Consider the following 24796-nt stretch of genomic DNA (forward strand, 5'->3'; position numbering starts at 1 on the left):
GCAAATAGCGAATAAAAGATTTTGGGAGGAGTAACGTGTTGTTCAAGCGAGTGATGCCGGCGGTTGCCGCCTGTCTTCTCAGTCTGTTGAGCGCCGCGCAAGCCGACGACGGTTCTTGGGACAAGGTCGTCGAGGCCGCCAAGAAGGAAGGCAAGGTTGTCGTCTACAACATGGCCCTGGGCGCGCCCTACTTCAAGGACGTGCTAAAGTCGTTCGAAGGAAAGTACGGAATTTCGGTCGAGAGCCTCGACCTGCGCGCGAGCGAGCTTGCCGAGCGCATCCGCACAGAGCAGGCGGCCGGCCGCTTCCTGGGTGACGCGGAAATGGTCACGACGACCATGATCGAGGAGCAACTCAAGAACGGCGATTTCGTGCAGAAATTGCCGCCGATTCCGAATGCCGCCCATCTGCGGCCGCCCTTCAAGGCCAATGAATACAGCGTCCCGGCGTTCATGCAGCCGATGGGTATCCTCATCAACACCCGGCTGGTCAAGGAGCAGGACATTCCGACCAGCTGGAATGATCTCAACGATCCCAAATGGAAGGGCAAGATCCTCTCGGACGATATGCGGCCGCTCGGCAGCGGAAACACCATGTTCGCCATCCTGGAAAAAACCATGGGCGCCGACTTCAACCAGAAGCTCGCCGAGCAAAAGCCCGTGTTCAGCCGCGACATGCGAAACGACGCCCGCCGCGTCGCGCGCGGCGAGTATGCGATCTATATCCCGCAGATCTTTGCCTTCACCTCCGATCTGAAGGGTCTGCCCGTGAAAGTCGTGATTCCGAAGGAGGGCGCACCTTACGCGGAGATGGATCTCGCGGTGCTCAGGAACGCGCCGCATCCCAATGCCGCGCGTTTGTTCATCGACCACTTCCTCAGCGTCGAGGCGCAACTGCTCTACGCCAATGCCTGGATGCTGCCGGTGAACGCTGCGGCTGCCGAGCGCGCCAATCCGGACGCGCAGCAGTTCGTGAACGCCAAGATCATCGGTCCCGCAAAACTGGCTGAGCGTACCTCGATGATGGACCTCGCCAAGAAGCTCTATCCCTGAGAGGGCCATGAGCATTTCAACCGGAGAGGGAGTGAACGACCTGGTCGAGAGGCGCTCGGCCGCCCCGAGCGGGCTCGGGCGGTGGCTGCAGGCGACTGCAGCGGGCCGCGTGACTGCTCTCGCTCTGCTCGTCGCCATTCTCGCCTTCCTTTCCGTCTATCCGTTGTCGATGCTGCTCTATGGCAGCCTGCATTCGACGCCGCCCGGGATGGCCGGAACATTCAACCTGGATGGCTATCGCGATGTCATCACACTGCAGAGCGCGGTGACACTCCTCAACACCATCGGCATTTCACTGGCCAAGACCATTCCTTCCGTGGTCCTAGCCGTCTTGCTCGCCTGGATTCTGGCGCGAACCGACACGCCGTTCCGGGGCGCGCTGGAAGTCCTGATCACGCTTCCATTCTTCATTCCCCCCATCCTCACTGCGATGGCGTGGGGCATGCTCGGCAACCCGCAGGTCGGGTTGCTCAACCAACTCTATCAATGGATCACGGGATCCGAGACCGCGCCGATCAACGTCTATTCATATGGCGGCGTGGTCTGGCATATGATGCAGTATTCGGTGCCGTTCCTGTTTCTCCTCATCGTCGACGCGTTCCGCGCGATGGATCCGAGTCTCGAAGAGGCGGCGACGATGTGCGGAGCGTCGCGCCTGAGGACCTTTCGTACGGTCACCCTGCAACTCATGCTGCCGGCGCTGACCGGCGCGGCCATTCTGAGCTTCATTCGCGGCATCGAAAATTTCGAATCGCCACTGTTCTTCGGCTCGCCGGCCGGAATTCGGGTCATCACTACCGACATCTACGATTCGATCAACCAGCGGTCGCCGCCGCAATATCAGTATGCAACCGCGATCAGCTTCGTCATCATGGCGCTGCTGTTCCTGATCGTCCTCCTGCAGCGGCGGATGCTGCGCGGCCGCAGCTTTCAGACCATCACCGGCAAGGGCTATTCGCCTTCGGTGATGAAACTCGGCGCATGGCGATGGGCAACCTTTGCGTTCTGCGTTCTATTCTTCGTAGTGACGGTGGTTCTCCCGGTCGGCCAACTTGTCATCGGCTCGTTCTTCAAGTTCTTCGGATTCTATCAGTGGGACATGCTGACGCTCGAGCACTACCGGGAGGTATTCGGCAGCAGCGAATTCTGGCGCGGGTTCAACAACACGATGTTGCTGGGTCTGGTCGGGGCCACCTTGACCATGTTGCTCGGCGCAACCGTCGCCTATGTCTCGGTCCGTACGAAATGGCGCGGCCGGCTGTTGATCGATTCGATGGCCTGGCTGCCCTGGATGATGCCCGGCATCGTCCTTGGCGTCGGGTTTCTCTGGGGGTTTGCACTCTTGCCTCACAGCATTCCGATCTACGGTACGATCTGGGCGCTGTTGTTGGCCTACATCTCGCTCGGGACGCCGCTTTCGGTGCGCGCCATGTCAAGCGCATATGCGCAGCTTTCGTTCGATCTCGAGGAGTGCTCCCGGGTGCACGGCGCAAGCTGGCTGCAGACGATGAGGCGCATCGTTCTCGCGCTGGCGTGGCCGTCCTTCGCGGTCGGCTGGGTCCTGGTGTTCTTCGGCATCATGCGCGAACTGAGCGCATCCGTTCTGCTCTATTCAGTCGGCTCCGAGGTGTTGTCGGTCGTCTTGCTGAAGCTGTGGGCGAACGGCAATGCGGAGCAGGTCAGTGTCATCGGGCTCATCATGATGGTTCTCGTGATCATCTTCCGATGGGTTCAACTCAAGTTCATCAACAGCCGCATCGGTGGAATGTGACCGGGCCTGGATCATGCCATGTCGAATGTCGTCCTTGAAAAGGTGAGCCGCGACTTCGGTGATTTCGTCGCGGTTGACGGAGTCGATCTGCGCGTCAGTGAGGGTGAATTCGTGACCCTGCTGGGGCCCTCGGGGTGCGGCAAGACCACGACGCTGCGGATGGTCGCAGGCCTCGAGCAAAATACCGGCGGTCGCATCAGCATCGGCAACGAAGTCGTCAGCGACGCGGGGCGCGGCCTCTTCGTTCCCTCGGAGCGCCGCAGGCTCGGCATGGTGTTCCAGTCATATGCGATCTGGCCGCATATGACGGTTTTCGAGAATGTCGCGTACCCGCTGCGAGTGAGACGCAAATCCACGGCTGAGATCGGCGACCTGGTCGGCAAGGCGTTGCGCCTGGTCGAGATGGCGAGTTTTGCCGAGCGGCCGGCGCCGGCATTGTCGGGAGGCCAGCAGCAGCGGGTGGCGATCGCGCGGGCCCTCGTCTTCGAACCCAAGGTGCTGCTGCTCGACGAGCCGCTCAGCAATCTGGACGCAAAGCTTCGTCTGCAGATGGGCGACGAGTTCCGGTCGATCCAGAAGCGGCTAGGAATGACGAGCCTGTACGTGACGCATGATCAGGCGGAAGCGATGGCTTTGTCCGATCGCGTGGTGGTGATGGATCGCGGCCGGATCCAGCAGGTCGGAGCGCCCGAGGAGATCTACCGCTACCCCGCAAATCGGGTTGTGGCGGCGTTCTTTGGAACACCGAACCTGCTCGAGGCCAGCGTCGAGGCCTGCGCGCGGATCGACGACCACCGTGTGCGGCTCGACGTCGTCGGAAAAGGCTGGCGTGGAGCATGCGAGTCGGCAAGCGAGATCAGGCCTGGGCAGGCCGTGACCGTGATGGTTCGTCCCGAAGACGCCCGTATCGCACCGCCCGATGCGGCCCGCAAAGACCATGAGCTTCGGTGGTCCGGGCAGATTGCGCACACGATCTTCCGCGGACCGACCCGGTCAGTCGTCGTGCAAACCGACGACGGCCGCCTCAATGTCGATGCGCCATCGTTCGGCGACTTCTCGGTCGGCGACAATGTGACCGTCCTCGTTCCGCAGCGGTCGGCCTGGGCGGTGGCGGAGCAGGTCGGCACAGGCTCGTAGCCGGTCGCGCCTGGATGTCTCTCAGCGATAGATCTGCTGAGCCAGGGACAGCATCTCGTTCATGCGTTCGGGATCCGTGGTGCCGAGAAGCTTGGTGGTCTCGATCTGCGCCACTGCCGGATCGACACCTGTCAGCGCATCGGTTGTGGTCGGCAGCAGGCCGAGCTTCGCCAGGCTCTGCTGCATCGTCTTGCCGAGGTAATGCTCCATCAGCAGCCGTGCAGCGTTGGGGTGCGGCGCATTCTTCAGCAATGCGAGATCGTAGCCGACATAGGGCAGTCCCTCTTTGGGCGCGATGAACTTGACCGGCAGGCCCTTGAGTTCGAGCAGTGATGTCAGGCTGTCAGGGATGTAGAGCGGGAGCTCGCCGCGGGCCACCCGCCGCTCGTTGGCGGGTATCTCCCTGCTGAACTTCAGTTCCTGCTGGGCGAGCTTGTCGTGGAAGCCGCGGCCGTAGAGGTCCTGCAGGACGGAGAACAGCACGCCGCCGCCGCCCAGCGTCCGCAGATCGTCGCTGAGAATCTTGCCTTTCCAGCGCGGGTCCGTCAGGTCGAGCCAGCTCTTCGGTTCGTCCGCCGACTTGACCAGCATGGTGTTCGCCAGGATGCCGTAGACGATCGCAAAAATCGGTAGCCGCATGCCGTCGGTTGGGAAATCGGCCTTGAGACGGCCGAGACTGGGGAGCGGACCGTGCGGCTCGAAAACGCGCTCCTCCTTGATCTGCAGCGTGGTCGTGGTCCGCCCGTTTTCGGAGACGTCGGCTGCGTTGCGACCTGCGGCCTGCTCGATGCGGATACGCTCCCGGACCTCGCTTGCCCGTGCTTCGAGGATGTCCACGGTGATTCCGTAGGCGGACTCGAAGTCCTTCTTGAGCTCCTTGTGCGCAGCAAGGCCGACGAAGGCGCTGTAGAGAACCACGCGGCCTTCCTTCCTTGCCGCGGCGACGAGTGCGGACCATTGCTCGTCCGCTCGCGCCGGGGCCATGATCGTTGGCAGGATCGGGGAGGCCGTCAGCCCGAACACCGCAGCGCGGCGCGTGATGCGCCCGCGCTCCTTCCAATCCGGCACGGACATCGGCGCTACTCCGCCGCCTGCTGGTTCGGTGCGCGCCAGCGAATGGCGGTCTTCAACTTGTCCTGATAGGCCTCGAGCCAGTCGATCTTCGCGTCCGCGTAGTACGATCCTGCGCGCGCGTTGAAGAACACCTCGGCATCGTCAACGCCCGATGGCACGGTGCCATCATTGGCGAATGCCCGTGCCGCGTTGAGCAGGCGGCGTCTCGTCCGCGAGATCATCACGTCGCTCGGCGCGAGATGTTCCTTGGTATGATCAACGATCGGTCCCATGCTTTCCGTGACGGCCTGGTCCTGCATCACGATGTTGCGGATGCCGGTGTAGATCATGTTGGTGCGCTGAGCCTCGCGGTCGATCTGCCAGTCATTGCCGATGTTCTGGACCGGACGCCAGCGTCCAAACCAGTCCGTGGTGTTGGGCAGATAGTCGAGACCGTCGGCTCCCGGGATGCCGCCGCCGGATTTCAACTTCGAGCTTGAGTAGGTCGCGCCCTTGGCGCGGCCGCCATAGATCGAGATCAGCATCGTGTGGGTGTCGTCCATGGGTACCCAGGCCTTCGCGACCACATGGTCGGCGAAATCGGCGTTCGGCGTCTGGGTCCAGAACGGCAGGCAGAAATGCGCCATGCGCCAGTGCATCTGACCGTTCGCTTCCGGCCGAAACGCACCGTACATCGTTCCCCAGTCGGTCTCGGTGACCTTGTACTCCGGTGCGCGGTTGGAGACGGTGTGCCGGGCTGGATGGCCTTCCTCGAAATCGTCAGGGTTGATATGGCCTGCGTGCAGGAAGCCGAAATGCGATGTGTCGATGTCGCCTTCGAGGCCCTGCAGCCAGTTGGCCTCCCGCTGCAGAATGGTGACCGTCAAATCCTGCTCGGGGACGAACAGTGCCTCGAGCATCGGCATCGGCGGTGCGTCGGCGCGTGCGCCCATGTAGACCCAGATGAGACCGGCGCTTTCGCGCACCTTGTAGCTTTTTGCACGGACCTTTTCCTTGAAATCCTGCGGGGGAGGGACGTTCGGCATTTCGAGGCAGCGGCCTTCAACGTCGAATTTCCAGCCGTGATAGACGCAGCGGATGCCGTCGCGCTCGTTGCGGCCAAGGAACAGTGAGGCGCAGCGGTGCGGACATTGATGGTCTAGCACGCCAACCCGGCCCGAGCTGTCACGGAAGGCGATCAGCTGCTCGCCAAGCAGCATCAAGCGCATCGGGTCACCGTCGACTGGTAGTTCCGAAGAGAGCGCGGCGGGGATCCAGTATTGCCGCATCATCTCGCCCATGACCGTGCCTGGGCCAACCAGCGTCAGATCCTGGCCGTCAGTCGATTTCGACATAGCGAACCTCCTTGCTTTCTTGATTGGTTATTATTTTCATTATGCAAATAATTTGCCCCTGCGTCAATGACGCTTGCGAACGCCTGACGGGTTGAGAGGTGCGGCACGACCCGTTATGGTTCTGCTCCCAACATCGCGAGCAAATCTTCTTGAACAAACTCAGCACGATCCTCCCACTTGAGAATTGGACCGGATACCGTTTTGGTCTCATCGCTTCGCGGCTGGGTAGCTTTATCGCCCCTATGTATGAAGAACGTTACGAGCTGACGATGCCGGCCTGGCGAAGCCTCGCGGTCATTTCCAGGCATCAGCCTCTGACTGCCGCGCAGCTTGCCACGCTAACCTCGTCGGATGCCTCCAAGGTGGCCCGGGCGATTGATTTGCTGGTGCGCCGCGGGCTCATTCATCGAGATCTGGACAAGGCCGATCGACGGCGCGCTAGCCTTAGATTGTCGGCCGAGGGCCGCAAGGTCTACAAGGATATTGAGAAATTTGTTGTTCGGGTCGAGCGTAAGCTCATGGCCGCGCTCGATCCGCACGAAGTTGAGGTTCTTAGGCGAAGCCTCGATAAGCTCGATCATCAACTGGAGACCGAGATCAAAGCGAAAGGCCGAGAGAAATTCCTATAACTACCTTCAGGTGCAGCAAGTGAACCCGCGAAGGATCGCGGGCGAGTCAGCACCAGCGAGACCAGCTTGAATGGCATTCGCATTCCCAGGCGCTGCGCTGGGCGAGGGCTTCCTAAGGCGCTGTTAACATCTCGCCGCATCCATTGTCTGCCTGGTTGGTCGCCGCCTCCGCCGACGTGTCAGGATCCGATCTGATGATCACCGGCTCTCTCGGACAAGAAATCCAAGCATGCTGTCTTCGAAGTACATCTGGCAACAGCCGGTATTTCTCTTTCCGATGCCTCCTATCTCAATACGTAATTGCTCAAGACATACGGTGTGATCGGGGCTCGAACGAGCGCTCTTGACACCAAGTTCGGTACGTAGTCGTGATTGCCTAACGCCAACAGTTTTCCTGATAAACTAGGTGTTTCATGTCGCGCTTTCTGCCGTCAATGAACGCTTTGCGTGCATTCGAAGCCTCTGCGAGGTATGTCAGCTTTACGTTGGCGGCCAACGAACTCGGCGTCTCGCAGGCGGCCGTCAGTCGCTTCGTGCGCATCCTGGAGGAACATCTGGGAGTAGCTCTCTTTGTACGGCTGCAGAACGGACTGGAGCTAACGGAAGCCGGGACGCTATTAGCACCGGGGCTGCGCTCTATTTTCGAGCGCGTTGACCACTTGATGCGAGAAACACAGGTCCGTGGCCGTGTAACTAAAGTGCTGACCGTGGGTATTGGCCCGACCTTGGCGACGCGATGGTTGATCCCGCGGCTTGGGCGCTTTACTTCAGCTCACCCGGATATAGAGATTCGGATTGCAACGGGCGGCGCGGTAGCACCATTCAATGAGGAATGGACGTGTGCCATACGACTGGGGCAGGACCCTTGGCCAGGGTTCGTCGCTCGACGACTTTTCACCATGGATCTCCTTCTGGTCTGCGCTCCAGAGATGGCTAGGCAACTTCGCCGTCCTGCTGATCTGGCTAACGTCCCCCTTCTTCGCGTTCGGCATGCGCCAAATGATTGGTCGCGTTGGTGGGCGGCTGCTGCTCTGCCGATGGAGATACTGGCTCGGATTACGCCGGGCCCAGTATTCGATTACTACGGCCTTGCTCTCCAGGCCGCCGCGGACGGTCTTGGAGTTGTCCTGGCGATGCGTGCCTACGTGGAGGAGGACATAGCGATCGGACGGCTGGCATCTCCGTTCCCTCTAACGGTACCGAAGATCGACGCATTCTACCTAGTCCATCGCCCGGGCAAGGAGCGAGATCCTGGTTTACAGGCCTTCACTGATTGGCTGGAAATCGAGATTGTCGAGCCGGCAGCGGTCAACAGCGTCAATTGAGCCGCAGCTTGATACAAATTACCCTGCTATCCCTTAAAGGCAGTTGCTTCATAAGCAGGTACTCGACGGGAAAAGTCGTCCAGCCAAGCGACTAGCTTCGGACGGGCGCCACGCCATTGGCCGCCGAAGCGAAGATCAAGAAAGCCAAGACCACAGGCTTTCGCTATCGCGCCGATATGCGGTCTATCATGCCACTCGAATGACGCGTCTTCCAACGCATCGAGAGCTCGATCGACTTTGCCAGCCTGGTGTTCAAGCCACTTGTCGCTGTGTGCGTCGACAGATCGCCAACGCTTTTCGTAGGCCTGAAGCAATGCCGCGTCTGTCATTCCCGAGGCCAATGCGTGTGAGAGCAGGACATTTATTCGATTGCTGCCACTTGGAATCACCGCGTCGCCGCCGGCAAGGTCGTTGAGAAACTCAAGAATGACGAGGGAATCATAGATGGCCCTGCCGTCTTCAAGCAGTAGCGTCGGTACTTTACCAAGCGGATTCTGTGTTCGAATCTCGTCTGCTGGGTCGTAGGTGTCGGCAAGACTCACTCGCACTTGACCTTCAAGCCCCAGGACCGAGACGGCGATCCGAACCTTTCGCGCATAAGGTGAGGTTGCGGAGATGCGAAGGATCATCATGGATGGTTCTTTCGTGATCGTAATTCACTTGGCGGTCGCGCTGATCGCACACGATCGACGGGAGGGCAAGGCGTCATCGAACAGTACTGCCGCGGAGGCAGGCCTATCCATTCTCAGCACTCGTGGAGCGGCGGCGAACTCGATACGAGCGCGGCTCCGGAAAAGATCTACCTCAAGAATGACCTAAAAAAGTTGGGTCTGACGCCCAACTTTCTCTGTTTGCACTCGTGCCGACGTGGGCGCAACACGTGTCTCTATGTCTGCCCTAACAATCCTAGGTCTCGCCGCGCTGATGACGGCGACAGCGTTCCTCTCCGGCATATTCGGCATGGCCGGTGGCCTGATCCTGATAGGAGTGCTGCTAGCCATCATGCCGGTCCCCGCAGCCATGGCGATGCACGCCATAACTCAGATGGCATCGAATGGATGGCGGGCATTGCTGTGGCGGCGCCACATCATTTGGAGTCAATTGGGTTTCTACTCTCTGGGCTGCGTCGCCGCGCTGGCCGTTTGGTCGTTTGTGCTCTTCGTCCCGGACAAACCTATGGCGCTACTTAGTCTCGGGATAACGCCGTTTCTTGCTCGCGCCATGCCCGCCAATCTTCGACCCGATCCAGAGCGTTGCACGCATGGATTGGTCTACGGCATGATCTGCATGTCCCTCATGCTGCTCACGGGTGTAACCGGGCCGCTGCTCGACACATTCTTCCTTGGGGCAAAGACGAACGACCGTCGTGGTATCGTCGCGACCAAGGCCACTGCACAGGTGTTGGGGCACGGTTTCAAGCTCGTCTATTTCGGCGGTTTAGCAGCGGGAGCCGCTGGGCTAGATACAATGCTGCTGCTTGCAGCAGTCGCGGCATCGATGCTTGGCACGACGCTGGCCCGACGCGTCTTGGAATCCATCAGTGATAGCCAGTTTAGGTTATGGGCGAGCCGACTGATTACCGGGGTCGCGGCCTGGTACCTCGCGCAAGGGAGCTACCTTCTCTTAGTCCGATAACTGCACTCCAGCGGCCAATTGCGAGGCACGCGAGGAGGGCGGCAAATCAGAAAGTAAACGTGTCGGGCCGAGTTTGGAGAATCCATCTGCAATGAGCGGGCGGCTGCAGTTGAACGGGCGCTCGTGTCGGTGGTCGACATAACGTCTAGCGAATAGATGCTGAGAGGGGAGTTAGTATGTCCGGAATGGTCTCTGAGAGGACGATCAAGACAGTGTCATTGCGGCTGATGCCGGTTCTATTTATCTCGTACGTCTTGGCTTACATCGACCGCATCAACATCGGGTTTGCGGCCCTCAAAATGAATGCCGACTTGAACATATCGCCGTACATCTTCGGCTTTGGAGCTGGCGTATTTTTTCTGAGCTATTTCATTTTTGAGATCCCGAGTAATCTTGCGCTGGCGAGGTTCGGCGCCCGAAAGTGGATATCTCGCATCATGGTTTCGTGGGGTATCATTTCGGCCGCAATGGCTTTCGTACAGGGGCCCACGAGCTTCATCATTGTTCGCTTCTTGTTGGGAGCTGCAGAGGCCGGTTTCTTCCCTGGCGTGATCCTCTACTTGACGTTCTGGTTTCCTCAGCAGTACCGGGCCCGGATCATTGCCGCGTTCATTGTCGCGGTGCCCGTTTCGCTCGCCTTGGGCGGCCCGATCTCGACAGCGATTCTTCATATGGACGGGATCGCAGGCCTTAAGGGGTGGCAGTGGCTGTTCTTCCTTGAGGGGCTACCGACGGCCTTATTCGGCCTAATATTCCTCACTGTGATGCCGGATAGGCCGCGCGACGCAACTTGGCTTTCTGCCGAAGAACGTAACGCTCTCCAGCGCGCAGTTGACGACGAGGAACGCGCCGTAGCCATAGCGCACGGAACTCGTATCCTAGATGCGTTGAAAGACACTCGAGTCTTAGCACTTTCATTTATTTGGTTCGCGAATACGACAGCCAACCTAGGGCTGGCGTTCTTTTTGCCACAGATCTTGAAAGGTCTCGGTCTGACTGACATGCAGACCGGGATCACGACGTCCATTCCATACGTCTTTGGGACGCTTGGGATCTTAGCATTCGGCTACATCTCGGATAGGTACAATGAGCGCCGATGGACGCTCTGCGCCGCGCTCGGCCTTACCGCAGTCGGATTGATCACAGCTGGGCTCTTGACTGGCTCGTTCCTTGCCGTCGCGGTCATGGCAGTCGCTGCGATAGGTATCTATGGCGCAAAGCCGCCGTTTTGGCCGCTTCCCACGACGTTTCTCACGGGTAGCGCGGCCGCCGCGGGGATCGCATTGATAAACTCAATTGGAAACCTGGGCGGCTTCGTAGGCCCCTATGCGATAGGCTGGATCAAGGAATCAACGCACAGTTTTGAGGCTGGCCTCTATTTTCTTGCCGGCCTCACACTTCTTGCGGCTGCGCTGACGCCCATTGTGGTCAACGCTCGCTTCACGAGTGGGCAGAAATCGAACCCCCGACTGAAGAGGGCCTGACCTAGATCTACCGAAAGGAACACGACTTATGAGCATTAGCCTAGCTCGCGTTGAAGCTTTCCTCTTTCGTGCCGAAGTGAAGGAGCCCGTGAAGACGTCGTTTGGCAGCATCCCGCGTCGTAGTGTTCTGCTGCTTCGCGTTGAGGATACTGACGGAGCGCACGGATGGGGGGAGGTTTGGTGTAACTTCCCGCCGTTCAGCGCCGACAATAAGATGCGCTTGCTCGAGACAGTCATTTGCCCGGCAGCGCTGTCGAGCACATACCTCGATCCAGCGGATGCTTGGCACACGCTGACCGCGCGCACGCATCGGTGGGCACTTCAGGGGGCAGAACCCGGCCCCTTCGCTGCTTGTCTCGGCGGTCTCGATCTTGCACTCTGGGATCTAACGGCGCGCCGCGAGAACAAGACGCTTCGTGCACTGCTCAATACGCAGCAGGCGCTTGATGCCGTTCCCGCATATGCCAGTGGTCTAAATCCAGACACCGCGCCAGAAACGGTTGCGCGATGTCGTGAAGGTGGCTTTCGAGCCTATAAGGTGAAGGTTGCCTTTGGCGCGGATAAGGACACTCGCGTTGTTTCCAGTCTTGCGAAGGATCTTCGAGCAGGTGAGCGTCTCATGGTGGACGCAAACCAAGGATGGGATCTGGTCGAAGCGCGTCGCATGGTGCCTCGGTTGGGTGCCTTCGGTCTTGGTTGGATCGAGGAGCCGATCGCTGCCGATAGACCTTTATCGGAATGGGCTGAACTGGCCTTGTTATCTCCTGTTGCTCTGGCCGGCGGCGAGAACGTGATGGGTTACGAAGGTTTCTCGGGCCTCATCGGCGACGGTTATCACGGCGTCGTTCAGCCAGACATGCTGAAATGGGGCGGTGTGACAGGTGCCTACGCCGTGGGACGGCGTGCAGTGATGGCAGGTCGCTCGTATTGCCCACACTGGCTAGGCAGCGGTGTAGGGCTGTTAGCAGCGGCGCAAGTGCTCGCTGCTGTCGGAGGTCCGGGAATGCTCGAGCACGATGTTATGGAAAATCCATTGCGCGAGGCGCTTGGCCAACCGTTCCCGCGTGTAACGAATGGAGCTTTTCCGCTTCCTGACGGCCCAGGATTGGGTGTTGAACCCGATCTCCAGCGAAGCGAAGAGTGGCTTGTGACCCGCGCAGAGTACCGTGCACCGAAGCGCTAGATCGAGACCGCATTTCGGACGGAGTCGAAGCAGGGCGGCTCTACTTAGCTATGATAGAATTCTTGGAGTGACAGATGTTAAGGTGCTTGCTGCTTACAGCAGTGATCTCTCAATCTATGGCGATCCTGTCCACGTCGGCTCCCGCACTAGCCGAGAACAAACTCGACAGCGAGCCTTTCACGATCGCGCGGCAGGGAAGCTTCTTTGTCGGTGGGAGGGAGATAAAGAGTGATGCTTTATCCACTATCCCGCAGTTCTCGCCGCAGGGCACGATTCTTGTGGACCAGATGTATGTTCACTATCAGGTCCCCCTCAATCCGAAGCCATACGCCATCACCTTGGTTCATGGCTGTTGTTTGACTGGCAAGAGCTGGGAAACCACACCAGATGGCCGGATGGGCTGGGACGAGTACTTCGTTCGCCGTGGCTTTTCGGTTTACAACGTCGATCAATCCTGGCGCGGCCGCTCAGCTGCAAGCCCTGTTGCCGTGAACTCCGCCAAGGTCGGGAAGGTGCCAGCCGACAGTTTGCCGGCGTTCATTTCCGCCGGACGGGAGGGGGCCTGGCCACTATTCCGCTTCGGGCCAGAATATCCGACTGCTTATCCAGGCCTGCAGTTTCCGATCGAGGCCCGGGAGGAATTCTGGAAGCAAATGGTGCCCGATTGGAACTATTCGATGACGCCGCCTGTACCGTCGATTCAAGGGCTCGCCGAGTTGTCACAACGTATCCAGAACACGGTTCTGATCAGTCATTCTCAGTCGGGAATATATCCATTCCAGACCGCTGCGATGAGCCCAAAGGGTATCGCTGGCATCATCTCCCTCGAGCCAGGGGCATGTCCCGCTCCAGAGTTCGACATGACCAATCTAAAGCCCATTCCAATCCTCATTCTGTTTGGGGATTTTGTCGAGACGTCAGAAGCGTGGTCGAAGAGGCTGCAGGGCTGTCAGAGCTTTGTCGCGGCAGCTAAGGCGGCGGGAGTACGAGCTGAAGTCGTGTCGCTTCCGGATGTCGGTTTGCATGGCAATTCTCATATGCTTATGCAAGACAAAAACAACTTGGCGGTTGCGGACTGGCTCATCGACTGGATGTCCAAGCGGATCGGTTCGGGCGGGTCGCGATAAGGATCACAGTGCGTTCATGGATGCGGACACACGGCTCCATCTGGCGATCGCCCGTGCCGCCAACAATCCAATTTTTGAGAACATCGGATCGACAATTCAATCAATCGTGCGGACCTGGTACCCGAGGACGTATTACATCCCTGAAACAAATGAGAGAGAGATGTCGGAGCATCGAGCAATCGCCGACGCGATCGCCATCGGCGATAGCGACGGAGCAGGGAATGCGATGCGCGCTCATCTCGTCGCCGCCAGCACCGATTGCGCCGAACATTTGCCGGGGGCGGGATCGCTCGTCTACGGACCATCAAGACTAGGCCGTGGCAATCAGGCGGTCGCAATCCTCGTAATGACGAGCAATCAATGCATGGCGCGGCAGGCGGCATCGACGCCGATCGGGTCGGTCGACTGTTCTCGATCGGTGCGGGTCGCTCGAGGTGACGTCGGCCGGTTGATGGCGAGGTGCGGGATCGAAGTCAGATCCGCCGGGCGCTCTGCGCAATGGCGCGAAGGTGCGCGGCGAATTCCGCGGCCTTGCCGGTGAGCGTCTCACCGCGGCGAGTTAGAATCCCGAACCCGCTCATGCGCGATTGAATGGGCAAACGAAGTCGATAGAGCAGGCCAGTCGTCAGATAATCCCTTATTGCCGGCTCGGATAGCATTGCAACCGCATCGGACCGCTTCAGGAGCTGGATAACGGCCAGGAACGAATTTACCTCGATTACATCCTCCGGCGTCGCCATTCCCGCCTTGCCGAACTCGTATTCGAGTATCTGGCGTACCGGCGTGGCCATCGACTGCAGAATCCACCGTTCGCCGGCGAGATCGTTCAGCTTGAGCTTCCGTCGTTTGGTGAGCGCGTGCCCGGCGCGAGCGACGACGCACAGACCTTCATCGCCAAGGGGCTCATAGTGGTAGAGGTTGTGTTGACTGAGATTGTTGAAGCGTCCGACCGCGATGTCGACCGTCCTTGCTTCTAGCATCTCGATCACATGATCGCTCGACTCGCCCCGCAGCTTGATCCTCAACAGCGGTTGGGCCTGCTTCATCTGGGTCACCGCCCGGGCGATTATGTCGGGGGCCCCGATGATGGCTCCGACAACGAGTTCGCCGATGCCTCCATCGCGCCTTGCATCAAGCGCGACCTGCATGCGGTTGAACTCCGACAGAACCCGCGATGCGAACGTCAGTACTTCCCGACCGAGCTCCGTGATCTGCATCCCACGCGGCTTGCGATCGTAAATCTTGAATCGCGCCAGCGCCTCGAGTTCCGCCAGCATCTTTGTCGCGGTCGGCTGCGTGACGTTGAGGGACGCCGCCGCCTTGCCGAGACTTCCCTGATCCCCAAGCGCAATCATCAGCTGAAGCTGTTTGAGACGGAGCTGATAGGCGAAGGCGGAGGCTTGCGTAGACGCCATCTGACATTCCAAATCCGAATACCAATCATTCAATATTCGATTGGACGCGCCGTGGATAGCCTTCGATGATCGGGCAACAAAATCAAAAGCAGGGGGGCCAGATGACTGCCGAGGCTTATGACGTCGCAGCGCGCGCCAAATTCCGATCGGCAAGTCTGTTTGCCCGGGTCAAGGCGGTTGCGGGAGCCGGGATCGGCAATGTGCTCGAATGGTACGACTTCACGGTCTACGCCTATCTCGCTGGTATCCTTGGGACCAAGTTCTTCGTGGCTGGGGACGAGAACACCGCGCTGCTGGCGACGTTCGCGGTGTTCGGCGTTGGTTTCGTGGCCCGTCCACTCGGCGGTCTCCTGATCGGCCTGTTCGGCGACAAATACGGCCGCAAGCCGGCACTTCTGCTGACTTTTCTGATGATTGCCTGCTCAACCGGCCTGATAGGTGTCCTGCCGACCTATGCCTCGATCGGCATAGCAGCTCCAATTCTCCTGGTGCTCGCGCGCCTCATGCAGGGCCTTTCGGCTGGCGGCGAGTGGGGCGGCGCGGCTTCCTTCCTGGTGGAATGGGCGCCGGCGCATCGACGCGGTTTGTACGGGAGCTTGCATCCGTGCGCGATCACCTTGGGCCTGTTGCTCGGCTCCGGCGTGACCGGGGGGCTCACCACGACGCTTGGGTCAGCCGTCATGGCCGATTGGGGCTGGCGCATACCGTTCCTGGTCGGCGCCTTGATCGGTCCGCTCGGCTTCTATGTTCGACGCAACGTGGATGAGACACCGATTTTCAAGCGCGCCATGCTTGAGCCGACGTCGGCAGTATTGGAAACCTTCTCCATGGCCCGCACGATGGTGCTCGCGTTTGCTTTTCCGGCCGTCCAGTCTGTGGTCACGTATGTCTTTGTTAGCTATTTTCCGACGTTCACGCAAAAATATGCGGGGCTTTCGCCCAGCGCCGCGCTCTGGTCCACGGCACTGGCGACGTTGGTGATGGGTCTGTCATGTCTTGCATCGGGCTGGGTATCCGACAGAACAGGGCGCAGGTTCAACATGATCGCAGCCTGCGGCCTGTTGATCTTGTTATCCTACCCCCTTCTTTCTCTGGCTTTGAGCAGTGCTTCCATTTGGAAGGTGATCCTGACGCAAAGCGTTTTTACAGCCTTGTGCGGGCTGTTTCTCGGAAGCATGCCGGCTGCGCTTGTCGAGATGTTCCCGACCAAGCGGCGGCTTACCGGATTGACGACAGCTTATAATCTGCAGTCAATGATGTTCGGCGGGTTTGCTCCGTTCATAGCATCGTGGCTGATCACGCAAACCGGCGCGCCGATCTCTTTGTCCTATTTCATCATCTTCTCGGCATTCGTCTCAGGCGCAGCATTGCTGTTGATGCCTGAGACCGCAAGGAAGGAATTGGATTGATACAGGCCGCGACTCTGTGACAGCGATGGATGCAAAGATCTGATCGTGTCGGTCGCGCCAGTCGAAACGAGCGTTCAACGAGGCAAAAAATGCGGCTTCGCGCTACAATGCTGTCGCATGCTCAACTCAGGAGAGATTATACATGTCGGGTTTACAACGAGGCAAGCCATAGGCGCCATCGCCTGCGTGGCGACGGCAAGCCTCATAAAATACAATGCATTGGCCGCTGGTCAAAATCGCGATCAATCAGACATATCCGCTTAAGGACGCTGCCAAGGTTCACGCCGACTTCGCCGGGACGAATAGCAACGGGATCGACAGTACTCCTCGTCTAGAGCAACGTGACACCTGAAGTGCGTCGCCAAGGCAAATGGCGATCCAAGCGCCGTCGGCGAGCTCGCAGCGATGCTGATTTGACAATAGCAGAACAAGAACTTGCCGATGGAGAAACGTCAATTCTGTGTCCTGGTTTCGGACAGCAGCCAGTCGCGGAATGCAGCAATCTCCGGCCTGCCAACGTCGGTTTCGCGGCCGACGAGGTGGTAACTGTCGGCGGTTCGTACCACCAGCGGACGGATCGCCAATAGTCGCCCCGCTTTGAGATCGTCCTGGACCAGTTCCAGATGCGCCACCGCGATGCCGAGCCCGTCGATCGCCGCTTGATAGGCTAGCGAGGAATTGCCGAACGACAGTCCTTCGCGAAAGCTCCCGGGTGTGACGTCCGCCGCCTCAAACCAGATCCGCCAATCGTGCGGGCGCTTCATTGAATGAAGTAATGTGCGGTCGAGCAGCTCTCGTGAATCGTGCACGGGTGGATGCTTGTTGAATTCGGCGGGGCTACAAACCGGCAGCAGCTCGATCGGAAACAGCGTGTCGTAACGCACGCCGGGCTTTGGAATGGCGGGAGTCTGAATGGTGAAGTCCACCTCGCCAGCGCTCACATCGACGAGATCGTTGGCGATCGTGACCTGCACATTGATGCTTGGGTAAAGGGTATGGAAGCGCGCGAGCCGCTTGACCAGCCATTTCATCGCCACCGTGGGAAACAGCCGTATCCGCACCACGCGATTCTGCTTGTCCCGGCGGCTGACCTGGGTCGCGAGTTCGATGCGATCAAAGGCTTCGGCAATGGCCTGCGCGTACTGTTCGCCCTGCGTCGTCAGCTTGACGTCGCGTTGATTACGGACGAACAGGCGCAGGCCAAGGAAGGCTTCGAGTTGGGCGATATGCCGGCTGACGGCGCCCTGCGAGACGTTGAGCATTTTGGCGGCGTGGGTGAAGTTCTCGGAGCGGGAGGCGACCTCGAAGGCGCGAAGTGCATTCAGCGGGGGCAATTTTCGGGCCATCAGCGCCTCCCACTGAGGGCTGATCGCGTCCGCGCCGCATTCTCTGTGTTGCTCTGAAGATAAGTCATCGTCGTGATGAGTAAATTAGCATACTCGGCCCAAAGCATTCCGCCTATTTTGACCGCATAAGCGGCGCTGAAACGCCGCTACTTGCGGGAGAAACGCTTTCTATGACCACCCCCGTTAACGCCGCGGGTCGGCTTGACCGGCTCCCGATGGGCGCATTCCAGTGGCGGATTCTCAGCCTGATCGGCCTCGGGATGTTCTTCGACGGTTTCGACAACCAGATGGCCGCCGGCGTGTTGGGCGCCCTCGTTAAGGAGGGCTGGTCGAACATGGAGACCAATGCCCACTACATTTCCATCACCTTTGCCGGCCTCGCCATTGGCGCGCTGATGACGGGGTTGGTCGGTGACCGGTTCGGCCGGCGTTTTGCCTATCAGTTCAATCTTCTGATTTTCGGCAGCATGTGCCTGCTCTCGATGCTCGCGCCCTCGATGACCTGGCTGATGGCGATGCGTTTCTTCATGGGAGTAGGGATCGGCGCAGAATATGTCTGCGGTTACGGCATGGTCAGCGAGTTTGTGCCGCCGCAACGGCGCGGTTGGGCGCTTGGCCTGATCAGCGTGGTGTCGATGGCATCGACATTCGCCGTGAATTTTACCGGACTATTCGTCATTCCGGCACTGGGATGGCGGCCGATGTATCTGATCGGCGGTTGCGGCGCATTATGGGTCTGGTTCCTGCGCCGCAAGCTTCCGGATTCGCCCCGCTGGCTCGAAGCGCGCGGCCGTTATGAAGAAGCCGAAAAGATCATGCAGGATATCGAAGCTGAGGCCTCGAAGGCGGGGCCGCTCCCGCCGGTGACATCAGTGGCCGCGCCTGCGCCGGCCTGGGTACCGATCTCCATCCTGTTCTCGCGCGGCGTCGTCACCCGCACCTTGCTCGCGATGGCGGTTTGCATCACCTGCCTGGTCGGTTCCTACAGCTTCTCCTATTGGGTGCCGACCTTCTTCGTCAAACAGGGGCTGAGTGTCACGAAGTCGCTCAGCTTTGCGACCGTCATGGCGCTGGGCAGTTCGCTCGGGCCGCTGGTCGGCATGCTGACCTCCGACTGGATTGGACGCCGTCGCGGCACCATGTTTGCGGCCTTATGGTGTGGCGTGTTCGCGCTGGCGTATTCGCAGCAGACCGACCCCGCCTGGGTGCTGATCTTTGGTTTCCTGTTGCAGGGCGGCATGAGCCTGATGATCGGCTTCGGTCTCGGCGGCTACACGCCGGAGTTGTTTGCAACCGAATATCGCTTCCGCGGCTCTGGCATCGCCCAAATGACGGGGCGGATTGCTGTCATCGCATCGCCCTACATGGTTGTGTCGCTCTACGACAATTATGGTCTCCCATCAGTGCTCTACGCCATTGCGTCGCTTTATCTGCTGTTAGCGCTTGGTATTCTCTTGTTCGGTATCGAAACCAACCAGCGCTCCCTGGAATCGATCGCGCCAGCGCGCGATGGCGAAGCGGCGGTGACAACATCGCGCTCCGCTGAAAGCGCGGCCTGATCTGGCCGCAATCCCGACATCCACACCAGAGCTCACGAAAAAGGAACTGCACATGGATCAAACGCTGCTCATCTTGGGCGATACCAACATCCAGAACCGCGAAGATCCTTTCAGCGCATTCGTCAATGTGCGTGACATGCTGACATCGGCCGATGTCTTGTTCGGACAGCTGGAAGGCCCGCTTGCCGAGCCCTCGATCGATCCCGCGCGGCCCGATATCCCGCACAAGAAGGGTTGGCGCCATTCGGGCGTCAAGGTAGGTCCGGCGCTCAAGAAGGCGGGCTATGTCGGCGTGAGCTGCGCCAGCAACGTGGCCTATCCCGCGAGCGCCGCCGTCGCCAGCGTCAAGGCGCTGGATTCGGCGGGGATCCTCCACTGTGGCGTTGGCGAAACGCTGGCCGAGGCCAGGAAGCCGGCAATCATCGAGAAGAACGGGGTTCGTTTCGGCTTCTTGAGCTACACATCAGTGTTCTGGCCGAGCAATCACGCCGCGTCAGCCAACAGCCCCGGATGCGCCACCATCAAGGCCCACGCCGCCTATGAGCCGGGCCCGCGCGCGCTGGAAATGCCGGGTGCTGAGCCGATCACGCATACATTCGCAGACGCCGACGAACTCGAGGCCATGCGGGACGATGTCCGCGCTCTGCGGACCAAGGTCGACCTTGTGATCCTTTCATGCCATTGGGGCGTGTCGTCCAAAGAGGAGCCAGTCGCATATCAGCGCGAAATAGCCCGAGCCGCCATCGACGTGGGGGCAGACATGGTGTTCGGCCACCATCCGCATGTGGTCCAGGCCGGCGAAATCTATCAGGGTAAACCGATCTTCTACAGCCTTGGCAATTTTGCGTTCGACTGGGACGTTATGCGCGGCCGTCATCTCGATGGTCTGGCGCTGCGGTGCTTGATCGCGGGGAAGAAGATCACCGAAATTGAATTACTACCGGTCCGTCGCAACGAGCACAACGATATCTGCGTACATAGTGCAGACACCGGCGCGGGCAAGGACATTCTCGGCCGTTTCGAGCAGCTGAGCAGGAAACTCGGAGACTCAATCGTCTTGTCGAGGGCCACTCACCTGCGGCTTGAGGGTATGTAAGGTTAACGCGGCTGCTGACTCCCCCGAGCCGTTGTTTTGCCGAGCGATATCCAATCAGGGGAGCAAGAGGCCTCGCTCCTGACTGCGAGGAAAGCGCCTGCCGCCTGTCAAACATTCTCCTTGGGCGGAAAAGCCCTGGATCTTCCATGTACCACTGTATCGCACTCGCCATGCGATGCTCGTCGTCTTTGTGAACTTGCGCGCGAAAAAGAAGCACGTATCTGTGCGGTCGCCGCGCTGGGCGACAACGAGTGTCCAGTAAGATGTTGATCTTCTTGCACTCAAACCTGCAACCAGAACGTATGAGTGGCCGAACGAGGGCCGTTGACCTTTCGTTTCAGGGGCGAAGTCGCACTGACGGTCTCATGCTCCGAGCACCGGCTCCTTGCCGGTGAAGGCCCTGAGTATATTCGCCGTCAGGCGCGAAAGACCGTTGTCGCAGCCGTTCCAGGCCAGCGCGCCGGCATAGGCGATGGAGCCGACCGAAAACACCCAGCCGCCTCCATCGATCGGAAACAGGACCATGTCCGATCTCACCACGTCAGGCCGCTGTGCGCCTCCCTGATCCGGGAGCGAAAGAGTGAGATCCTCGATGACGAGCTGATACTCGTTGCCAAGCCCGGTCGAAGTCCCGAGCACATAGGCATGCTCGGGACTTCCGAGCGTAACGTCGTACCTGTCGACCTCGTCTCCCACCGCTCCACCCAGCACATAGCCGTAATCGCCGACGATTTCCTCAGTGATGCCGTCGAACAATTTCGCGGCGGGCGAATTGTAGCTCGCCTCCAGACGCCGATAGCCGCAGCCCTTCGACCATCCCTCCGATGCGAAGCCCACGCCCAGCATCTTGTTCGGGGCGCGGCCGCGCGTGCGCCAGATGCCGCCGGCTTCAGTCGTCGCAACATGGGTCCGTTCGCCATAGGGGGCATCCCAGCAGCGCGTGCCGCTGTTGTCGCGGCGCACCTCGATGACCCAGGGCTTTGCACCGAGCCGGCTCGTTACCCAGTAGAAGCCGTTGCCGCCAAGATACATGACCCGTCCGCCGTCATGCAGGTATCCGTCGAGGATATCGAGGCCGGTTCGTGTCCAGTATTCCGGGTGCGAGCCCGTGACGATCGCCGCGTACCGGTCGGCCAGGTTGCGGCCGCCACGTTCGAAATCCTCGTCGGTTGCGACATGATATTCGATGCCGAGGTGCTCCAGCCATTCGACGATGTACATGTCGACGGGAAAGTGACGGTATGAGCCCGTTAGCCAGTTCGGAAAACCAGGGCGGACGTTGAACAGCGGTCGTCTGCGGCCCGAATAGCGAACCGGCGTTCCGTCGGCATGGGTATCGTAGCAGGAGCGGCCCGGCTCGGGATGTGAGAACAGGTACTGTTCGTCCTCGGGCACCACCTTGTCATGAGGCATCACCGATGAGAAATCGAGCGAAGCCAGGTGGTCGTTCGCATAGGCCAGATAGGTGTTGGTCGGCACCAGGAACAGCACGGGTGCCGAGGTGCCCAGGACCGGTCTGACAAACAGCGGAAAATGATTGCGGCGTCCGCCGGCCTCGAGCCGAACTGCGTAGACTCCGCTTTGAAGGTCCTCCGGCAGGCGGAATTCGAGATTATACCTCCAGCCGGCATCCACCATGTCGTCGTCGTGGAATTGCAGCGCACAGTACTGCTCGGGAACTTCGACGAAGGAGTCGCTTCGCCCGTCCCAGTTGCGTCCGGTCACACCGCGCTCGACGCCGTTGACAAGGTGCCCCTGTTCGCCTCCAGCGTCCGGCTCAATCGTCTCCGACGCGAAGTCCCTGCCGAGTTTCCATGCTGCCCATGCCGGCTGCGTGGGAGTCTTCCCCGCGTGCCATGCGGCGATCATCTCGGCGGATGGCTTCGCGAGGTGCAGCGTTGGCGAGTCGATCTTGCCATTATATGGCTCCAGCGGCGACCCGGACCGGCCGATGCCGGCCGCCGCGAGCAGGAGCGTTGCCGCATTTGCCGTCGCGCCGGTTGCCGCGCGGAGCGTGCGTTGTGCCCCAACCTTGGCATCAAGACGCCTGAGGTCGATGCAGACCTCGCCGTCGCCGATGGTAGTCAGGATCGAATACCAGTGTTTGGCGATGATCGCATCCGGCAAGACTGCGAGCGTTGCGCTGCCCATTCGAAGCGCAAGACCGCCTGAGATGATGACGAGCGCGACGTCGCCAATCGACCAGATGGCCTGGGGCGCGCTCCGCTCGGGGACGGTCGGCCATGCCCAGCAATGGACGCTGATCGCCGCATCGTTGATCGGTGAGGGAAGCGGAAATTCGGCGTGCGAGCCGACCACCGTGGATTGCACGCCGCCGGAAACGGTGCGGTCGAGCACCGACGAGAAATCGACCACCTTGCCCTCGATCGCTTCGTCGCGCCCGGGACCCGAGACCAGTCGCACGAGGTTTGCGCGGACGGTGGCGTGCGGCGTGCTGATCGCGAGCCGGACGACATCGCCGGGCTCGCAGGACCACTCCTCGAAATAAGCCTGGATATCCATCTGACGCCGCCCACGCTCGCTGGTTAAGTCCGCTTCGGACGCGCAATGTCCGAGCGCGCGCCCATCATTCGCGGATCAAAGCCGGCGGGGAAACATCTGTTGCGGCATTCTGGAGTCCGGGAGCAACAACACTGGAGAAGCGGACAGGCGCGCCGCGGCTGGTCCCGAAAGTCCGCGTCACAATCCGCGCAGGAACCGGTCGCCGAGCGCGACCGTTCCGTCGGTGTAGCCCGTACCCAGGCGTCGTGCGGTTTCGGTGTCCGAATGCGAAGCGAGCCAGGCCGTCAGCAGCATGCGCCTGAGCATCACGAACGCAGGCAGCATGGCCTCGTCGTCGCGCGAGACCGGTGCGACGGTCCGGTATCCCGCAAGCCACGACTGCTGGAGCAGGTCCATCACCGGCTCGTGCTCGATGAAGCTGACGGCCGCGGCGAAGTCATAGAAGAACCACGAGAAGCCGCAATCGTCGAAGTCGATGACGCCGAGCCGGTCGCCTTCGACGAGCAGGTTGGCGAGGCGGAGGTCGGCGTGAACGAGGCCAAACCGCTGCTCGCCCCGTCCGTAAGCCTCGACGCGCCGTTCAAGTTCGTCGGCGACCCTTTGCAGTAGCCTGCGGCCATCGTCGCGCAGGCCAAGACCGGCGCGCCAGTCACCCCATAGTGGCCGGCGGCCCAGCATGGCATCGAAATCCCAGACCTTGCGCTGGAACGTTGATGGCATTGTCCATCGGCGGCTGTGCGCGTGAAGCCGCGCGCTGGTCGCGCCGAGCTTGCCGAACCAGGTGGCCAGATCGTCCGAGGCGTCCGGCTCCTTGCCGCTGAGGAATTCGAATGCAACGACGTGTCGTGTCGCGCCACTCAGGGGAATGAGGCATAACAGGTGTCCCTCCCGATCGGCGACCGGGCGCGGCGTGAGCACCACGTTGTCTGCGATCACGGCGTCAATCCAGGCGAGCTCGGACGCAATCTCGTCAGGTGAGTGATAGCCGGGCCGCTGCACGCGCAACACGAGTTTTTGCCGAGCGGCCGGATCTTGCGCGAGAAAGGTGGTGTTCTCGGAATGGCTGAGAAAGGCGAGCGTCGATTGCGATGATAGTCCCCAGCGCGGCAGGCTCGCGGCAAGAGAGGCCTGCATGCTCTCGATGAGGCCGGGAGTCATCATCGCGGCCAACCGACCGTCTCGGGGTCCGCGAGGTCAAGAAGGCTCGCGATGATGCGATCGGGAACGACGTCCGCCACCGCATTGAAAGGGACGTCGCTGGCGAGCAGGATCGACCGCATGCCGGCGGCCTTTCCTGCTGCGATATCGGTGGCGATCTGGTCGCCGACCATGACGGTCTCGTGCCGGGCGGTGCCGAGATGCGCCAGCGCCTGTTCGATCAGGAACGGTTGCGGCTTGCCTAGGGTCCGTACTCAATAAGGATTCACGGTTGGGCTAAATCGTGATTCAAGGTCTCTAATTTGAGGAGGCCTTGATGCGCAAGCAACTCTACTGGTTGAGCGAGGCGGAGTGGAAGCGTCTTGAGCCGTTGCTGCCGCGTGGACGGCGCGGTGCACGTCGGGTGGACGACCGGCGCGTGATCAGCGGGATCGTACACATGCTGCGGTCGGGAGCGCGTTGGCGGGATTGTCCGCCGGAATACGGTCCCTACACAACGATTTACAACCGGTTCAACCGCTGGAGCCGACAGGGTCTCT

Annotated in this window: 21 protein-coding genes and 1 pseudogene; 14 read left to right on the top strand and 8 right to left on the bottom strand. The window is 60.2% G+C overall.

Annotation, left to right across the window (positions count from 1 at the left end; translation table 11 throughout):
- Positions 1-35: 35 nt before the first annotated feature.
- Genes J6525_RS37905 through J6525_RS37915 form a run of 3 tightly spaced genes read left to right on the top strand, consistent with a single transcriptional unit; the run spans position 36 to position 3960 of the window.
- The gene (locus tag J6525_RS37905; protein ID WP_225648453.1) at positions 36-1052 is read left to right on the top strand and encodes an ABC transporter substrate-binding protein; all 1017 of its coding nucleotides are present in this window, start codon (positions 36-38) and stop codon (positions 1050-1052) included.
- Between the two features lie 7 nt (positions 1053-1059).
- Positions 1060-2823 carry an ABC transporter permease gene (locus J6525_RS37910; protein WP_225648454.1) on the top strand — a complete coding sequence of 588 codons (1764 nt, stop codon included), beginning with the start codon at positions 1060-1062 and terminating at the stop codon, positions 2821-2823.
- Between the two features lie 18 nt (positions 2824-2841).
- Entirely contained in the window at positions 2842-3960 is a 1119-nt protein-coding gene (locus J6525_RS37915) for an ABC transporter ATP-binding protein (protein ID WP_225648455.1), read from the top strand.
- Between the two features lie 21 nt (positions 3961-3981).
- Here the strand turns inward: J6525_RS37915 and J6525_RS37920 are convergent, their stop codons facing one another.
- Both J6525_RS37920 and J6525_RS37925 read right to left on the bottom strand, forming a co-directional pair.
- Positions 3982-5034: an ABC transporter substrate-binding protein gene (locus J6525_RS37920; protein ID WP_225648456.1), complete on the bottom strand. Its 1053-nt coding sequence runs from the start codon at positions 5032-5034 to the stop codon at positions 3982-3984.
- Positions 5035-5039: 5 nt separating this feature from the next.
- Complete coding sequence (locus J6525_RS37925) at positions 5040-6368, bottom strand: Rieske 2Fe-2S domain-containing protein (RefSeq protein WP_225648457.1); 1329 nt, start codon at positions 6366-6368, stop codon at positions 5040-5042.
- 149 nt (positions 6369-6517) lie between these two features.
- Here J6525_RS37925 and J6525_RS37930 point away from each other — a divergent pair, with 149 nt between their 5' ends.
- Positions 6518-6997 (top strand): MarR family winged helix-turn-helix transcriptional regulator, encoded by a 480-nt coding sequence (locus J6525_RS37930; protein WP_225648458.1) that lies wholly within the window; start codon positions 6518-6520, stop codon positions 6995-6997.
- Between the two features lie 413 nt (positions 6998-7410).
- Entirely contained in the window at positions 7411-8322 is a 912-nt protein-coding gene (locus J6525_RS37935) for a LysR substrate-binding domain-containing protein (protein WP_225648459.1), read from the top strand.
- Between the two features lie 26 nt (positions 8323-8348).
- Here the strand turns inward: J6525_RS37935 and J6525_RS37940 are convergent, their stop codons facing one another.
- Positions 8349-8954: a glutathione S-transferase family protein gene (locus J6525_RS37940; protein ID WP_225648460.1), complete on the bottom strand. Its 606-nt coding sequence runs from the start codon at positions 8952-8954 to the stop codon at positions 8349-8351.
- 256 nt (positions 8955-9210) lie between these two features.
- Between J6525_RS37940 and J6525_RS37945 the strand changes: the two genes are divergently transcribed.
- The 5 genes from J6525_RS37945 (at position 9211) to J6525_RS47660 (ending at position 14292) form a co-directional block, all read left to right on the top strand.
- Positions 9211-9957: a TSUP family transporter gene (locus tag J6525_RS37945; RefSeq protein ID WP_225648461.1), complete on the top strand. Its 747-nt coding sequence runs from the start codon at positions 9211-9213 to the stop codon at positions 9955-9957.
- A 176-nt stretch (positions 9958-10133) separates the two neighbouring features.
- Positions 10134-11441 carry an MFS transporter gene (locus J6525_RS37950; protein WP_225648462.1) on the top strand — a complete coding sequence of 436 codons (1308 nt, stop codon included), beginning with the start codon at positions 10134-10136 and terminating at the stop codon, positions 11439-11441.
- Positions 11442-11469: 28 nt separating this feature from the next.
- Positions 11470-12624 (top strand): mandelate racemase/muconate lactonizing enzyme family protein, encoded by a 1155-nt coding sequence (locus J6525_RS37955; protein WP_225648463.1) that lies wholly within the window; start codon positions 11470-11472, stop codon positions 12622-12624.
- Between the two features lie 86 nt (positions 12625-12710).
- Positions 12711-13751 (top strand): alpha/beta hydrolase family protein, encoded by a 1041-nt coding sequence (locus J6525_RS37960; protein WP_225648464.1) that lies wholly within the window; start codon positions 12711-12713, stop codon positions 13749-13751.
- Between the two features lie 16 nt (positions 13752-13767).
- Positions 13768-14292 carry a FadR/GntR family transcriptional regulator gene (locus tag J6525_RS47660; RefSeq protein WP_376708618.1) on the top strand — a complete coding sequence of 175 codons (525 nt, stop codon included), beginning with the start codon at positions 13768-13770 and terminating at the stop codon, positions 14290-14292.
- Here J6525_RS47660 and J6525_RS37970 read toward each other — a convergent pair.
- Positions 14225-15319, bottom strand: a complete 1095-nt coding sequence (locus J6525_RS37970; protein ID WP_225648466.1) for a LysR family transcriptional regulator — start codon at positions 15317-15319, stop codon at positions 14225-14227. The genes J6525_RS47660 and J6525_RS37970 overlap by 68 nt on opposite strands.
- On the opposite strand from J6525_RS37970, the gene J6525_RS37975 reads away from it, so the two are divergent.
- Entirely contained in the window at positions 15268-16575 is a 1308-nt protein-coding gene (locus J6525_RS37975; RefSeq protein ID WP_225648467.1) for an MFS transporter, read from the top strand. The genes J6525_RS37970 and J6525_RS37975 overlap by 52 nt on opposite strands.
- A 452-nt stretch (positions 16576-17027) precedes the next feature.
- On the opposite strand, the gene J6525_RS37980 is transcribed toward J6525_RS37975, so the two are convergent.
- Positions 17028-17921, bottom strand: coding sequence for a LysR substrate-binding domain-containing protein (locus J6525_RS37980; protein ID WP_225648468.1), 894 nt, complete (start codon positions 17919-17921; stop codon positions 17028-17030).
- 170 nt (positions 17922-18091) lie between these two features.
- On the opposite strand from J6525_RS37980, the gene J6525_RS37985 reads away from it, so the two are divergent.
- Both J6525_RS37985 and J6525_RS37990 read left to right on the top strand, forming a co-directional pair.
- The gene (locus J6525_RS37985) at positions 18092-19480 is read left to right on the top strand and encodes an MFS transporter (protein ID WP_225648469.1); all 1389 of its coding nucleotides are present in this window, start codon (positions 18092-18094) and stop codon (positions 19478-19480) included.
- Between the two features lie 52 nt (positions 19481-19532).
- The gene (locus tag J6525_RS37990; protein ID WP_225648470.1) at positions 19533-20576 is read left to right on the top strand and encodes a CapA family protein; all 1044 of its coding nucleotides are present in this window, start codon (positions 19533-19535) and stop codon (positions 20574-20576) included.
- 363 nt (positions 20577-20939) lie between these two features.
- On the opposite strand, the gene J6525_RS37995 is transcribed toward J6525_RS37990, so the two are convergent.
- From J6525_RS37995 to J6525_RS38005, 3 genes and pseudogenes are all read right to left on the bottom strand, one after another.
- The gene (locus J6525_RS37995; protein ID WP_225648471.1) at positions 20940-23099 is read right to left on the bottom strand and encodes a N,N-dimethylformamidase beta subunit family domain-containing protein; all 2160 of its coding nucleotides are present in this window, start codon (positions 23097-23099) and stop codon (positions 20940-20942) included.
- Positions 23100-23276: 177 nt separating this feature from the next.
- Positions 23277-24260, bottom strand: coding sequence for a phosphotransferase enzyme family protein (locus J6525_RS38000; RefSeq protein WP_225648474.1), 984 nt, complete (start codon positions 24258-24260; stop codon positions 23277-23279).
- Positions 24257-24490: pseudogene (locus J6525_RS38005) on the bottom strand (HAD hydrolase-like protein); the annotation flags it as partial. The gene J6525_RS38000 and the pseudogene J6525_RS38005, both read right to left, overlap by 4 nt.
- A gap of 83 nt (positions 24491-24573) precedes the next feature.
- On the opposite strand from J6525_RS38005, the gene J6525_RS38010 reads away from it, so the two are divergent.
- Positions 24574-24796 (top strand): transposase (locus J6525_RS38010; protein ID WP_225647758.1); only part of this gene is annotated, 223 nt, incomplete at its 3' end.

Origin of the sequence: Bradyrhizobium australafricanum (assembly GCF_020329495.1) — a bacterium.
GTDB lineage: Bacteria > Pseudomonadota > Alphaproteobacteria > Rhizobiales > Xanthobacteraceae > Bradyrhizobium > Bradyrhizobium australafricanum.

Bases quoted from the DNA above. Each gene is read 5' to 3' on its own strand.
- J6525_RS37925 (WP_225648457.1), bottom strand. From the start codon at position 6,368: ATGTCGAAATCGACTGACGGCCAGGATCTGACGCTGGTTGGCCCAGGC.
- J6525_RS37910 (WP_225648454.1), top strand. From the start codon at position 1,060: ATGAGCATTTCAACCGGAGAGGGAGTGAACGACCTGGTCGAGAGGCGC.
- J6525_RS37920 (WP_225648456.1), bottom strand. From the start codon at position 5,034: ATGTCCGTGCCGGATTGGAAGGAGCGCGGGCGCATCACGCGCCGCGCT.
- J6525_RS37945 (WP_225648461.1), top strand. From the start codon at position 9,211: ATGTCTGCCCTAACAATCCTAGGTCTCGCCGCGCTGATGACGGCGACA.
- J6525_RS37985 (WP_225648469.1), top strand. From the start codon at position 18,092: ATGACCACCCCCGTTAACGCCGCGGGTCGGCTTGACCGGCTCCCGATG.
- J6525_RS37935 (WP_225648459.1), top strand. From the start codon at position 7,411: ATGTCGCGCTTTCTGCCGTCAATGAACGCTTTGCGTGCATTCGAAGCC.
- J6525_RS37995 (WP_225648471.1), bottom strand. From the start codon at position 23,099: ATGGATATCCAGGCTTATTTCGAGGAGTGGTCCTGCGAGCCCGGCGAT.
- J6525_RS37955 (WP_225648463.1), top strand. From the start codon at position 11,470: ATGAGCATTAGCCTAGCTCGCGTTGAAGCTTTCCTCTTTCGTGCCGAA.
- J6525_RS37940 (WP_225648460.1), bottom strand. From the start codon at position 8,954: ATGATGATCCTTCGCATCTCCGCAACCTCACCTTATGCGCGAAAGGTT.
- J6525_RS37950 (WP_225648462.1), top strand. From the start codon at position 10,134: ATGTCCGGAATGGTCTCTGAGAGGACGATCAAGACAGTGTCATTGCGG.
- J6525_RS47660 (WP_376708618.1), top strand. From the start codon at position 13,768: ATGGATGCGGACACACGGCTCCATCTGGCGATCGCCCGTGCCGCCAAC.
- J6525_RS37980 (WP_225648468.1), bottom strand. From the start codon at position 17,921: ATGGCCCGAAAATTGCCCCCGCTGAATGCACTTCGCGCCTTCGAGGTC.
- J6525_RS37975 (WP_225648467.1), top strand. From the start codon at position 15,268: ATGACTGCCGAGGCTTATGACGTCGCAGCGCGCGCCAAATTCCGATCG.
- J6525_RS37915 (WP_225648455.1), top strand. From the start codon at position 2,842: ATGTCGAATGTCGTCCTTGAAAAGGTGAGCCGCGACTTCGGTGATTTC.
- J6525_RS38000 (WP_225648474.1), bottom strand. From the start codon at position 24,260: ATGATGACTCCCGGCCTCATCGAGAGCATGCAGGCCTCTCTTGCCGCG.
- J6525_RS37990 (WP_225648470.1), top strand. From the start codon at position 19,533: ATGGATCAAACGCTGCTCATCTTGGGCGATACCAACATCCAGAACCGC.